This is a genomic window from Nonomuraea harbinensis (assembly GCF_019396385.1).
In the GTDB taxonomy this organism is placed as follows: Bacteria; Actinomycetota; Actinomycetes; order Streptosporangiales; family Streptosporangiaceae; genus Nonomuraea; species Nonomuraea ferruginea.
This window is the reverse complement of sequence record NZ_JAHKRN010000096.1, coordinates 1-12841: the sequence shown is the minus strand read 5'-3', so window position 1 is coordinate 12841 and position 12841 is coordinate 1. Positions and strand designations below refer to the sequence as shown.

Genomic DNA, 12841 nt, shown 5'->3' with positions numbered 1-12841 from the left:
GACGGCCCGCACGACTTCGGCCCGCAACTCGGGCGGATATATCCTCGGCTTCTTCGCCACGTGCTTCCTTCCCGGACTGTCTCTGACCCTACTTGGGTCCGAGTCCGGAAGGTTCGGGGCACCTCAGTGCGCCTATGGTGAGCGTCCTGCTCTCTGGTTTGGTCGCCGCGTGGTCGAAGCGGTGGCTCGGGACGGTAGTGGGGCTGCTGGGAGCCCTGGTCGTGGCGGGGGTCGCGCTTCACTGGGCGTTCATGGCGTTCTCGTATTGGCTGATGCTCAGCTGTGGGGGGTGGGAGGGACGGCTCCCATGGATGATGTGGCGTTTGCTCCTGATGGTCGGTTTCGGCAGTGTGGTCGTGCTGTTGATCGGCGGAGTTCGGGTTCGTGGAGCAGCGTTGGCCACCCACGCGCGATCCTGATGATCCGCACTTAGTTGGGTTGACATATGCCGACCTGGATCTGGATAGTTCGCGCCCTGCGAGCAGGAGTTCCTCGGGGATTTGTTCAGTTGGTGCGAATCAACGGACATGACGGTCAAATGATCAAGGGGCTGGCCGCGGTTTCCAGCGATCAGGCCCTTGACCTGTACCCCACAGTGTCGGGGGTGGCGGGATTCGCGCTCGTCGGATGCGACCCGGCCCGATGGCACATCGATGGAGCCCCGCTCACGTCAGGACGCCGCAGGTGGCGAGGTGGACGAATCGGCGGTAGACCTCTTCCGGGGCAAGGTCGGGCCGGGTGTCCAGCCACCAGATGAGCAGCCCCATCAATCCGTTGACCAGGAATGCCACGGTCGGTTCGAGCTCGATTGCGTCCGTAGCCGGCCGTGCTCGCCGCAGGTGATCGGTGAAGACCTCGGTCAGCATTCCTTTCGCGATGGAGACGACCTTGGCACTACCCCGGCCTCCGATCAGGGACTGGTAGAGCTGACGGTTGGCCCCGGCCAGCCGGAAGATGAGCAGCGCAGGAAGCAGAGGATCGTCATCGGCGGCCGCAGGATCGCCTGGACTGGCAGAGGCTTTGGCGATCATCGCGCGGAGATGATCGCTGCCGCTCTCGACCAGGAGGTCGTCCTTGCTGTTGTAGTGGCTGTAGAAGGTGGATCGGCCGACATCGGCGTGGTCGAGGATGTCCTGCACGGTGACGCGTGTGTAGCCCTTGGCCATGATGAGCTCGATCAGAGACTGGTGCAGGAGTGCGCGAGTCCGGCGCACTCGCCTGTCGCCGTCTCGCTGCATGGCTTCCTCCGCCCGTTCAAGGCCAGTTCGGGAGATCTGTCCGGTAACGGACGGATCCGGCGAACTGCTTCTTGAGCTCACCTCCGAAGCACATCAATCATGAACAGTATGTTCACTAACCGTACTGATGTCCATGAAGACGCCCGCCCGTCGTCCTTCGTACCCGCCCTCGGCCACGCGGCGCTCACGCCGCTCTATGCGGCGCTGAGCGGGATGACAAGGCCGACGCTGCGCCGGTTCCTGCGTCGAACCGGCATCGAGCCGGATATGACGGTCCTCGACCTGGGCTGCGGCACCGGGACACTCGCTCTGCTGATCAAACAGGCTTATCCGACGACGAGGGTCATCGGGCTCGACGTGGACCCGGCCGTCCTCGAGGTCGCTCGCGAGGTGCTCGCACGCGCCCAGGTCGACGCCGAGCTGCATCAGGGCACAATCGAGACCGCTGAGTTCCCGCCCGGGTCCTTCGACCGGATCCTGACGACCTTCGTGCTGCATCATCTGACCACCGAGGAGAAGCGGTCGATGCTCGCCGCCTGTCAGCGCCTCCTGCGACCGGGCGGACAACTGCACGTCGCCGACCTCGGACCACCCAGCACAGCGCTGATGAAGCTCGTGTCCCTCCCTCTGCGCGCACTCGGCGGCGAACGCGTCGCGGCCAACGTCTCAGGGGCGATCCCTACGCTGATGCGCGCGGCCGGCTTCACCGAGGTGTCCCAAGTCAGCGCGTCCGGCAGCGTCCTCGGCACCATGACGCACTGGAGTGCCACGCTCCCGGCACAGGCCGACTCCGCGCGTCCCGGCGATCACCAAGGGCGCACACGATGACGACGCAGGAGACCCGGGCCTTCCGCTGGACTCCGGCGCACGTGGTCGGGCTGCTGGTGCTGTGTACGGCCCAGGTCCTCGACGGCGTCGACGTGACGGTCGTGAACGTCGCACTGCCCGCGATCGCGTCAGACCTCGGCTTCTCGGAGGCGGCCCTCCCCTGGGTGATCAATGCCTACATGGTCCCCTTCGGCGGGTTCCTCCTGCTCGGCGGACGACTCGGGGACTTGCGTGGCCGTCGCAAGGTGCTCGTCGGCGGCATCTCGCTGTTCGCTGCGGCCTCACTCGTCAGCGCTCTCGCGCAGAACCCGGAAACCCTCATCGGCGCGCGAGCGGTGCAAGGGCTCGCGGCCGCGCTGATCGCGCCGATGACTCTCGCGCTGATCGGAGTCATCTTCCCATCAGGGCCGCCGCGGAACCGCGCCTTCGCCGCCTGGGCGGCCTCCTACGGCGTCAGCAGCGCTCTCGGCCTCCTGCTCGGCGGAGCACTGACCGACGGCCCGGGCTGGCGGTGGATCTTCTTCGTCAACCTCCCGATCGGCGTCGTCCTGCTCGTGCTGACCATGCTCTTCGTGCCCGCCGACCAGCCACGCCGCCGGCACCACCGCTTCGACATCGTCGGCGCTGTGACGTCGACGGCGGGGATCGGGCTGCTCGTGTACGCGGTCCTCGACACCGCCGATCACCCCTGGGGATCGGCCAGGACCATCGGGCTCGTGCTGGTGTCGGCGGCTCTGCTCGGCTGGTTCGTGATGAACGAGCTCCGGGTGGCAGAGCCGTTGGTCTCGTTCACGCTGTTCCGGCTGCCCGGAGTGGCCGGAGCGACCATCGTCTCGGTCTTTCGCGGCTCAGCGATGTTCGCACTGTTCTACTTCGCCACGCTCTATCAGCAGCAGGTGCTGCACCTGTCCGCATTGCAGACCGGACTCAACTACCTGCCGATGACCGTGATCCTCGTCGCCGCCTCGGCACTCGGGCCGACGCTCGTGCGCTGGATCGGCATCCGCATGGCAGTGGTCCTCGGCGCTCTGCTCGCGGCGGGCGGGCTGGTGATCTTCGCCACCATCGCGCCGCAGGGATCGGTCTGGAGCAATGTGATCCTGCCGTCCCTGATCGTGTGCACCGGCCTCGCGATCGTCATCGTCCCGTCCACGATCGCCGCCCTGAACGACGTCCCGCAAGCAGACACCGGCATCGTGTCCGCGCTGCAGAACGTCAGCCTCCAACTCGGCGGGGCCCTCGGCCTCGCCGTTCTCTCCAGCGTCGTCACCGCCCGCACCACGGACCTGCTGGCCGCCGGGGAATCACCGGCGCTCGCCCTGACCTCGGGCTTCGGGGTGGGTTTCGCCATGACCGCCGGGCTCATGGTCGCCGCGGCGACCGCGGCGGCGCTCATGCTCCGCGACCACGGGCGCGGCGAGCGAGTGGACATGAGCAGGCTCAGCCAGCCCGGTTTCGACGAATGACCCAAACGTGGCTTCCTCCGGGACTCGATCGGCACCAGCGACTCGGCCTTGTCCAACGGCTATGCGATCGGCCAGGCCGTGAAGTCCGCCGCGTCAGCCGGCGCGGTCGAGACGAGAGCTGTTGTCGTACGACTCGCGGGCGTCGAGCAGTTCGTCCCAGTGTTCCTGCGTCCAGGCGCAGGCGATCGCCATCGGCCCGAGCATGCTACGGCCGAGCGGGGTCAGCCCGTACTCGACATGCCGGGCGGCGCCGGTGTAGACGGTGCGTTCGACCAGACCGTCCCGTTCGAGGGAGCGCAGCGACTGGGTGAGGACCTTGGGGGTGACGCGACTCAGCGGCACACGCAGCTCGGAGAACCGGCGCGGCCCGTGCTCGAGGCAACGGATGACGAGCGCCGCCCACTTGTCGCCGAACCGGATCGGATTGAGCGAGGACGGGCACAGCTCGTCGAACATGTCGGCGGGCAGAGGTTCCCTCATGGCCTCACGATAACCGGTATCCCCGTGGTAACCGCAGCCCTCGGTAGCGTCCGGGAAGCGGCCGGGCGAACGGAACCCGGCCCCGGTGAAAGGCGGTTCACGATGAACATTGTGGTCTTCGGCGCGGGCGGCAGAGCCGGTAGGCAGGCCGTCGCCGAGGCGTGCCGGCGGGGGCACCGGGTCACCGCCGTGGTGCGTGACCCCGCGAGCCACGGCGATCTGACCGACGTACGCGTGGTGGCGGGTGACGTCACGGACGGGACGAGCGTCGCACATGCGGCCGCGGGCCATGACGCGGCCATCAGCGCCGCCGCTGACCTGTCCGCGCCGCCTCACGAGTTCTTCACCGCGTCGGCCCGCGCCCTGACAGTTGGTCTGGCGGAGGCGAACGTGCGCCGGCTGGCGGTGGTCGGCCTGGCATCGATCATGCCCGGGGCTTCGGGTGCTCCGCTGATGGACGAGCCCGGTTACCCCAACGAATACCGCGCCTTCTACCTCGGCCACGCGGCGGGTCTCGCCGTGCTTCAGGAGTGCGACCTCGACTGGGCGTACGTCGCTCCGGCAGGCGACTTCGACCATGCCGGAACGCGCACCGGCCGGTACCGGATCGCCGACCATGCGGACCCGGCCAGCAGGATCACGTACGCGGACTTCGCGGTGGCGCTGCTCGACGAGATCGAGGCCCCGCATCCCCGCCGTGCCGCCGTCAGCATCGGGGAAGCGTGATGCCCTAGGTACATCCAGGTGGCCTCCGGCCGCGGCGCGGACCGCCATCCGGCGCGAACGGGTCAAGACGGGGACCCCGGTGGCAGGAAACCCAGCAGATCGCTCAGGCGGGTACGGGCTCCTGGTCGGCATCGTGAAAGGGCGGATAGCTCTCGCCGGCCATGCGCTCGGCCGCATCGATGTAGTCGGCAAGAGCGTCGCGGGACTGAGCGAGCCGGTCCATCTGATCGTCCAGTCGCCGCAGCCGTGACCTCATCGCGGCCAGCAGCTCGGGACATCCGAGCAGCTCGGGGGCCTCTCCGACCGCACAGGGCAGCAGGTACGCGATGTCCTCAGAGGACAATCCGGCACCGAGCAGGTGCCGGATCTGCTTCACCCGCAGTACGGCGTCCTCGTCGTACTCGCGGTAACCGTTCGCGCCCCGGTCTGCCGCCAGCAGCCCCTGGGCTTCGTAGTAGCGCAACTGATGGGCGTTCACACCCGTCCGGCGACTCAATTCCCCGATCAGCACCGAAACCTCACTTGACCTTCATACCGGTATCAACGTTGACGATGCTGCCATGGACAGCACAACCAATGCACCCGTGACAGTCATCGGACTCGGGCTGATGGGCCGGGCGCTCGCCGGCGCCTTCCTGAAAGCCGGGCATCCCACAACCGTGTGGAACCGTACAACCTCCAAGTCCGACCTGCTGGTAGCCGAGGGTGCGCGGCGGGCGCCGACGGTCGGTGACGCGCTCAAGGCAAGCTCCCTGACGATCATCTGCGTCACCGATTACCAGGCCATGCACGAGCTGCTCGGCGCGAGCGACGTCGAGCTGGACGGCACGATGGTGATCAACCTGACCTCGGGTGACTCGGCCCAGGCCCGGGCGGCCGCTCGATGGGCCGGGCAGCGCGGCGCCCGCTACCTGGACGGCGCCATCATGGCCATCCCGTCGGCGATCGGGACCGCCGAAGCGGTGATTCTGCACAGCGGGCCGCAGCCGGACTTCGACGCGCACAAGTCGACGCTCGACGCTCTCGGCACCGTCACCTACCTTGGTGCGGACCATGGGCTGGCGTCCCTGTACGACGTGGCCGGCCTCGCCATGATGTGGAGCGTCCTGAACGCCTGGCTCCAGGGCACGGCCATGCTCAGAACGGCCGGTGTCGACGCCGCGACGTACGCGCCGTTCGCGCGGCAGATCGCTGCCGGTGTGGCCGAATGGCTGCCCGGGTATGCCGAGCAGATCGACAGCGGCTCCTTCCCGGCCGAGGTGTCGGCCCTGGAGACCGACGTGCGGGCGATGGCACACCTGATCGAGGAGAGCGAGGCGGTGGGTGTCAACGCCGAGCTGCCGAAGTTGATCAAGGCTATGGCCGACCGCTCGATCGCCGCAGGACACGGCGGCGAACAGTATCCCGTGCTGATCGAGGAATTCAGCAAGCCCCGCGACTCGTGAACACCCCATCAGGTCGGAAGGTCCGGGTCCGGAATCTCTTCAGTGGTGGTGGGCGAAGCCTGTGCGGTAGGCGAGGACCACGGCTTGGACGCGGTCGCGTAGGTCCAGTTTGGACAGGATTCGGGAGACGTAGGTGCGGACGGTCTCGACGCTGATCACCAGTTCCGCGGCTATCTCGGCGTTGGACAGGCCGCGCGCGATCAGGCGCAGTACCTCGCGTTCGCGGGGGGCCAGCGCGGCCAGCGGATCCTCGGCCGGGGTGGGGGTCGCCGGGTGGACGCGCTCGGCGAAGCGGCCTATGAGGGTGCGGGTCACGGTGGGGGACAGCAGGGACTCGCCGCGGGCGACGGTGCGGACGCCGTTCACCAGCTCCAGCAGGGGGGGCGTCCTTGAGCAGGAAGCCGCTGGCTCCGGCGCGCAGGGCTTCGTAGACGTACTCGTCCACGTTGAACGTGGTCACCACCAGCACCTTCGGCGGCGCGACGACACCGGGGCCGGCGATGCGCCTCGTCACCTCGATGCCGTCCATCAGCGGCATGTGGATGTCCATGACCACCACGTCCGGTTTCAGGTTCGTGACCACCTCGAGCGCGGCTGGGCCGTCGGCGGCCACGCCGACCACTTCCATGTCCGGCTGTGCGTCGAACGCCGTCATGTAGCCGGTGCGGACGATCTCCTGGTCCTCGCAGATCGCGACGCGAATGGTCATTCGGCACCGCCTACGGGGATCGACGCGTGCAGCCGGAAGCCGCCGTCCGGTTGCTCGCCCGCGGTCAGCTCGCCGCCCAGCGCGCCCACCCGGTCGCGCAGTCCGGCCAGGCCGCGGCCGCCGGAGAGGTCGCTTCCGGCGCCTACGGAAACCGCGGCGGCGGCGTTCGTCACTTCGACCTCCACCCGGTCGTCCCGGTAGTCGACGCGCACCGTGGTCGGGCGGCCTTCGGCGTACTTGACAGCGTTCGTCAGGCCCTCCTGCACCACCCGGTACATGGCCAGCCCCACGCCGGCCGGGAGTGCGAGCCGGTCGCCGTCCCCCACCAGGTCGACCGGTTGGCCGCCGTTCCGGGTCTGTGCCACCAGATCTCGCACGGTTCCCGCGACGGGCACGGCCGGCTCTCCGGTGGCCTCCAGCACCTCCAGCAGGTACCGCAGTTCGGCCAGGGCTCGGCGGCCGGCGTGGCCGATCGTGGACAGTGCGGTGACCACGCGGTCCGGCGACGTGGCCAGGAACTGCGTGGCGTCGGCCTGCACGACGATGCCGGTGACGTGGTGGGTCACCACGTCGTGCAGTTCCCGGGCGATGCGGGCCCGCTCGGCGGCGGCCGCGGCCAGGGCGGCGCGCCTCCGTTGTTCGGCCTCGTCGAGCCGTCGCCTGCGTACGAAGACGCCGAGCACCCAGCAGGCGACGAGAACCAGGTAGAACACCAGGAACTCGCTCAGCGCGTTCGGTGAGCCGAGCAGGTGCACGGCCACGCACAGCACGACGTACGCGGCCGACGCCACGACGGCGATGACGCGCCGGAACCGCTCCTGGTGCGCGCCCACCGAGTACAGCGCGAGGTAGATGGTCACGGTGCCGAACTCGTGCGGGTAGCCGGCCGCCTCATGGACCGCGAACGACGCCCCGATGATCGCCAGGCACGCGGCGGGCCACCGGGTACGCACCGCGAGGGGCAATGTCTGTGCCAGGACGAGGACGATCGCGAACGCGTCAGCCGGGCGTCTTGGCAGGTCACCGAGCTGGGCGCTCATGACCGACAGCGCCGGGACGAACGCCAGCCCGGTGAACGCGACGGCCAGCCACGGATCCCTCACCGCGGCGTCGTGGACGCGCCACCGGTCCCGCAACCTGCGCGACAGGTCGCCGACCCTGGTCCCCCCATGGTGCTGAGCCTAGCGATCTCTGGCCTCCGGTTTTACCGCGTTTGTCCCTCAAATGAGCTACACGAAATGTTCGCAGCGCGGTGATTCGGGACATGGCCCTCAACTCCTACCTTTCTTGCCAGCGGCCGGAACCACGGTCAAACCGCGAACCAGATCGCGGCACAACGGCACTTCGGAGGACATCACCATGGGAAGCACCAACCGCGGACGAATCGTCGTCGCCGGCATCCTGGCCGGGCTCGCGGCAACGGGGGCGACGGTCGGTGGGCAGCCAAAGAGCGCCGCGGCCGAGGTGAGCGCCGGCCGCGTCCAGACCTCGATCAAGTGGGGCGGCTGTCCGGAACTCGCGCCGGGCGCCAAACGGGACCCCAGGCAGACCTGCGGCACGGTCAAGGTGCCCCTGGACTACCGCCATCCCCAGGGAGAGACCATCACCGTCGCGGTCTCCAGGATCGCCACCGCCAAGCCCGGCAAGAAGCGCGGCGCCTTGCTGTTCAACCCGGGCGGCCCGGGACTCGGGGGCCTGGACATGCCCGGCAAGATAGCACCCACGCTGCCGAAGTCGGTGCTGAACTCCTACGACCTGATCGGGTTCGACCCACGCGGCGTCGGCCACAGCACCCCGATGAGTTGCGGCCTGACCGACTCCGGCTTCCTCAACGTGTTCGCCTACCCCGGCGCCGGCGGCTCGATCGAGGGCAACGTCACCAGCGCGCGCGCCGCCGCCGAGCAGTGCGCCGCGGTCGGTGACAAGCTCCGGTTCTTCACCACCGCGAACACCGCCCGCGACATGGACCGGATCCGCCAGGCACTCGGCGCGCGGAAGATCTCCTATTGGGGCCAGTCCTTCGGCACCTACCTCGGCGCGGTCTATACCTCGCTGTTCCCCCACAACACCGACCGGATGGTGCTGGAGAGCAACGTCGACCCGAGCAAGGCGTGGGCGAAGATGCTGGACACGTGGAACCAGGGCATGAACGACCGGTTCCCGGACGCCGCCCGCGTCGCCGCCGCGAACGACACCGAGCTCGACCTGGGCGGCACCGTCGACGAGGTCACCGACACCTTCCTCACGCTGGCCGACCACCTCGACCGGAAACCGGCCGCGGTGCCGGGCACGCCGGCGGCCGTCAACGGCGCGCTGCTGCGCGCCATCACCTACCAGATGTCGCTGCACAACGAGACGCTCGCCCCGCTCACCCAGTTCTGGAAGGCGGCGGCCGACCTGTCCGCCGGCAAGGCACCGACAGACAAGGGCGTCGCCGTGCTCAAGCAGGTCTTCGCCGACGCCGCGGCCGAGCCGGGCGTGCCTGCGGACAACCAGGTCACCATGGCTCTGGCCCTGATGTGCGGGGACACCACCTGGTCGCGCGACGTGGACTCCTACGCCGGCGCCACCGCGGCCGCCCGCGCGAAGTACCCGCTGAGCGCCGGCATGCCCAACAACATCCGGTCGTGCGCGTTCTGGTCCACCAAGCCGGTCGAGCCGCTGGTCAAGGTCACCTCGCACGGTCCGCGTAACGTCCTGATCCTGCAGAACCGCCGCGACAACGCCACGCCGTGGGCCGCGGGGCGGGGAATGCGCGAGGCGCTGGGGGATCGCGCCGGCTTCGTCGGTGTCGACAACGGCGGTCACTACGTCTACGGCACCGGCTCGACCTGCGCCGACAAGGCCGCCGTCGCGTTCCTGACGAAGGGAACCCTGCCGGGCAAGGACCTCGCCTGCGACGGTCCTCGGTCCTGACCGTCAAGCCGCGGCCCTGCCCTTCAGCCTCCGGTCCACGACCGGGGGCGGCGGGAGGGGTTGGGGTGCTAAGCCCTGGTGAGCCAGGTGACCTGGGCGCCGTTGTCGAAGGACTCGCGCCGGGTGGGGGTGAACAGGGTGGGGCTGAACTGTCCGGAGAACATGGGGATGCCCGCGCCGGCCACCACGGGGTAGCTCTTGAGGATGATCTCGTCGATCTCCGGGAGCAGGGAGGCGGCGAGCTTGCCGCCGCCGCAGAGGTAGATGTCCATCCCGGTGTCCTCGGCCTTCAACCGCCGGACCAGCTCGACCGGGTCGCCGGTCTCCACCCGCACCGTGGGGTCGTCGATCGTCAGCGTGCTGGAGACGACGTACTGGCGCAGGTGGGCGTACGGGCTGGTGGTGGGGACTTCCAGGGCCGGCTCGTAGGTGCCGCGGCCCATCACCAGGGTGTCGAAGACCTTGTTGGGCGTGCCCTCCAGGCCGACGAGCTTGCGGACATGGGTCGGGAGCGTCTCGGGGTAACGGTCGTTGATCCAGGCGGCCATCTGGTCCGACACGGGGTAGAAGTCGAACTCGGCGTTGGGGCCGGCGATGTAGCCGTCGAGCGAGACGGCGATGTAGTAGACAAGCTTTCGCATATTAAATCACTCTCGATGTAGTACTCTGCTTGGAGTGGTCAGAACGTAGTACTACAAACGGAGTGGTGTCAAGTGCGGAGGAATCCCGAGCGGCGGCTGGCGCTGATCGACGCGGCCATCGAGGTGCTGGCCAAGGAGGGTGCGCGAGGGCTGACCTTCCGGGCCGTGGATGCGGAGGCGGCGGTGCCCCCGGGCACGGCGTCCAACTACTTCGCCAACCGCGACGACCTGTTCACCCAGGTCGGCGGGCGCATCTATGAGCGGCTGCTGCCCGACGAGGCCACGATGGCCCGCGGCATGGAGGGCGTCCAGGACGAGACCCGCTACACCGAGCTCATGCACGAACTCGTGGAGCGGGTCTCGGCCTTCAACTCCGGCTACCTGGCCCTGCTCGAGCTCCGGCTGGAGTCCACCCGGCGCCCTGAGCTGCGCGCCGTGCTGACCAAGCGCATCCGCCAGGACATCGACGACAACATCGGCTACCACGCGGCCTCGGGGCTGCCCGGCGACTCGACCGGGGTGGTGCTCCTCTACCTCACGCTGAACTGGCTCATCGTGGAGCGGCTGACCCTGCCCGACATCTTCACCGAGCAGGAGATGCGGGAACTGGTGGACGCCGCCGTGCGCAGGTCGATGAAGGCCTGACCTGTTCTCTGCGGCGATTCAACAGTCCGACCCGGCGGAGTGCTCTATCCCAAGACGAAACCGTGGAAAGGCGGAGCTCGTGCCTACGCAGGCGCGAGCGGCTCGACTGGGCACTTCCCGACACGGCACGGACCGATCGGCTGCCCTCGGACGACGGCCTCTGGCCGGCACTGGCCGGCCTGCCGAAGAAGCAGCGTGCCGTGCTGGTGTTGCGCTACTACGAGGACCTGTCGGACGTGGAGACCTGTGCGCGGTCCGCCGAGGGCGGGGTCAGCGGGAGCCGGTCTTCTTGCCGCACACGCCGGGAAGGCCGCATACCTTCTTCGCCATCTTTCCGGCCTGACCGGTGATCTCCTTCTTCGCTCCCCGGCCCCTGGCGTTGGCGGTGTAGAGGAACAGGGCGGCGCCTCGACGGCCGACGACAGCCAGGTCGCCGGACGGAGACAGGCGCCGGCCCTTCGCGCCGTAGTCGTAACCGGCCACCGACAGGGCCTCGTCTCCCACGCGCAACGGCCTGCCCACGTAGCCGAACCGGTCGCGCTTCACCACGGCCGGCTTCGAGCACCTGGCCAGGTCGGCGCGGAGCTTACGGAAGGCGGCCTGGGCGGCTCTGGCATTCCTGTACAGCACGAGCTGTTCGCCGGCGCTCGATGGTGCGCTGGTGAGGTGGGTGATGGTGCGCATCGCCACCCGGCCGTCGCGGGATTTCCGCTTCGAGCGGCAGGGATTGAATGCGAGCTGCCGGGACAGGCTGTCGCTGATCTTCCACCACTCCTCGTCCTCGACGACCGATCCCTCGGCGGCCGCGCGCTCGGTCAGCAGGAAGTTCTTGGGAATCTTGGTAGCGGTGGCGTGGACAGCGCTCGTTCCCGCCAGGGTCGAGCCGATCACCAACGCCACGGCCATCGTCTTTTTGATCACGAATCATGAGATGTGCGGCCTTCACGACAAGTTCGCATGATCACCGTACGCGGGAGATTCAGGGGAACCGGTACCCGCGCCCACGGCAATCACTGATGTCAGCTGAGATCCGAAAGGCATGGACATGCGACATCAGAGCGGGCACCCGGCAGGCGTGACGGTGACCGACGACGCCACGGTGATCGCCCGGTCCCGGGACGACCCGGAGCACTTCGCCGTCCTCTTCGAGCGGCACGCGCCGGTCCTCAAGCGTTACGTCATCCTGCGGCTGGGCGAGGACGTGGCCGACGACATCGTGGCGGAGACCTTCATCGCGGCGTTCCGGCAGCGTGCCACGTACGACCTGACCCGCGAGAACGCGCGGCCGTGGCTGTACGGCATCGCGACCAACTGCATCGGACGGCACCGCCGCCGAGAGATCACCCTGTACAAGGCGCTGAGCCGCAAGGGGGTGGACCCGGTGGACGAGCCGTTCACCGACCAGGTCCACGAACGGGTGGCGGCCCACCGGCTGCGAGACAAGCTCTTGCGGGCCCTCGCCGGCCTGCCGGCCGGGCACCGGGACGCGCTGCTCCTGGTGACCTGGGGCGAGCTCAGCTACGAGCATGCCGCCCAATCGCTCGGCGTGCCGGTGGGGACGGTGCGTTCGCGCGTCAACCGGGCTCGCCAGAAGCTGCGCCGCAAGCTCGGCGACATCGATCCGACACTGTGACGAGGAGTTCGCCCATGGACGAGATGACCTTGCTGAACCGGCGGCGGGACGAGGTCCCTCACCGAGATCCGCCGTACTCCTGATGCCCGGCCCAGGCGGGCCGTGCGCCTGGGG

The 12841-nt window shown here is 68.6% G+C and carries 13 protein-coding genes and 1 pseudogene; 7 read left to right on the top strand and 7 right to left on the bottom strand.

Annotated elements, in window-relative coordinates; genetic code table 11:
• Nucleotides 1-665: 665 nt before the first annotated feature.
• The gene (locus KME79_RS43725; RefSeq protein ID WP_219552483.1) at nt 666-1166 is read right to left on the bottom strand and encodes a TetR/AcrR family transcriptional regulator; all 501 of its coding nucleotides are present in this window, start codon (nt 1164-1166) and stop codon (nt 666-668) included.
• Between the two features lie 180 nt (nt 1167-1346).
• Between KME79_RS43725 and KME79_RS43720 the strand changes: the two genes are divergently transcribed.
• Nucleotides 1347-2066: a class I SAM-dependent methyltransferase gene (locus tag KME79_RS43720; protein WP_219552479.1), complete on the top strand. Its 720-nt coding sequence runs from the start codon at nt 1347-1349 to the stop codon at nt 2064-2066.
• Nucleotides 2063-3532, top strand: coding sequence for a DHA2 family efflux MFS transporter permease subunit (locus KME79_RS43715; protein ID WP_219552477.1), 1470 nt, complete (start codon nt 2063-2065; stop codon nt 3530-3532). The genes KME79_RS43720 and KME79_RS43715 overlap by 4 nt, the downstream gene beginning before the upstream one ends.
• Nucleotides 3533-3625: 93 nt before the next feature.
• Here KME79_RS43715 and KME79_RS43710 read toward each other — a convergent pair whose 3' ends face one another.
• Nucleotides 3626-4012: a winged helix-turn-helix transcriptional regulator gene (locus KME79_RS43710; RefSeq protein WP_219552475.1), complete on the bottom strand. Its 387-nt coding sequence runs from the start codon at nt 4010-4012 to the stop codon at nt 3626-3628.
• Nucleotides 4013-4114: 102 nt separating this feature from the next.
• On the opposite strand from KME79_RS43710, the gene KME79_RS43705 reads away from it, so the two are divergent.
• The gene (locus KME79_RS43705) at nt 4115-4738 is read left to right on the top strand and encodes an NAD(P)-dependent oxidoreductase (protein WP_219552473.1); all 624 of its coding nucleotides are present in this window, start codon (nt 4115-4117) and stop codon (nt 4736-4738) included.
• Nucleotides 4739-4841: 103 nt separating this feature from the next.
• On the opposite strand, the gene KME79_RS43700 is transcribed toward KME79_RS43705, so the two are convergent.
• A complete protein-coding gene (locus KME79_RS43700; RefSeq protein WP_219552471.1) occupies nt 4842-5249 on the bottom strand; it encodes a MerR family transcriptional regulator in 408 nt (135 codons plus the stop codon).
• Nucleotides 5250-5322: 73 nt separating this feature from the next.
• On the opposite strand from KME79_RS43700, the gene KME79_RS43695 reads away from it, so the two are divergent.
• Nucleotides 5323-6183, top strand: coding sequence for an NAD(P)-dependent oxidoreductase (locus KME79_RS43695; RefSeq protein ID WP_308249273.1), 861 nt, complete (start codon nt 5323-5325; stop codon nt 6181-6183).
• A gap of 39 nt (nt 6184-6222) precedes the next feature.
• Here KME79_RS43695 and KME79_RS43690 read toward each other — a convergent pair.
• A pseudogene (locus KME79_RS43690) lies at nt 6223-6892 on the bottom strand (response regulator).
• Nucleotides 6889-8028: a sensor histidine kinase gene (locus KME79_RS43685; protein WP_443684649.1), complete on the bottom strand. Its 1140-nt coding sequence runs from the start codon at nt 8026-8028 to the stop codon at nt 6889-6891. Before KME79_RS43685 ends, KME79_RS43690 begins: the two are co-directional and overlap by 4 nt.
• Nucleotides 8029-8251: 223 nt before the next feature.
• Between KME79_RS43685 and KME79_RS43680 the strand changes: the two genes are divergently transcribed.
• Entirely contained in the window at nt 8252-9808 is a 1557-nt protein-coding gene (locus tag KME79_RS43680) for an alpha/beta hydrolase (RefSeq protein WP_219552465.1), read from the top strand.
• A 68-nt stretch (nt 9809-9876) separates the two neighbouring features.
• On the opposite strand, the gene KME79_RS43675 is transcribed toward KME79_RS43680, so the two are convergent.
• Entirely contained in the window at nt 9877-10449 is a 573-nt protein-coding gene (locus KME79_RS43675) for a dihydrofolate reductase family protein (protein ID WP_219552463.1), read from the bottom strand.
• A gap of 72 nt (nt 10450-10521) precedes the next feature.
• On the opposite strand from KME79_RS43675, the gene KME79_RS43670 reads away from it, so the two are divergent.
• Complete coding sequence (locus tag KME79_RS43670; RefSeq protein WP_148029050.1) at nt 10522-11094, top strand: TetR/AcrR family transcriptional regulator; 573 nt, start codon at nt 10522-10524, stop codon at nt 11092-11094.
• Nucleotides 11095-11364: 270 nt separating this feature from the next.
• Here the strand turns inward: KME79_RS43670 and KME79_RS43665 are convergent, their stop codons facing one another.
• Nucleotides 11365-12015 (bottom strand): hypothetical protein, encoded by a 651-nt coding sequence (locus KME79_RS43665; RefSeq protein ID WP_219552461.1) that lies wholly within the window; start codon nt 12013-12015, stop codon nt 11365-11367.
• Between the two features lie 118 nt (nt 12016-12133).
• Here KME79_RS43665 and KME79_RS43660 point away from each other — a divergent pair, with 118 nt between their 5' ends.
• The gene (locus KME79_RS43660; RefSeq protein ID WP_246641394.1) at nt 12134-12727 is read left to right on the top strand and encodes an RNA polymerase sigma factor; all 594 of its coding nucleotides are present in this window, start codon (nt 12134-12136) and stop codon (nt 12725-12727) included.
• Nucleotides 12728-12841: the final 114 nt, after the last annotated feature.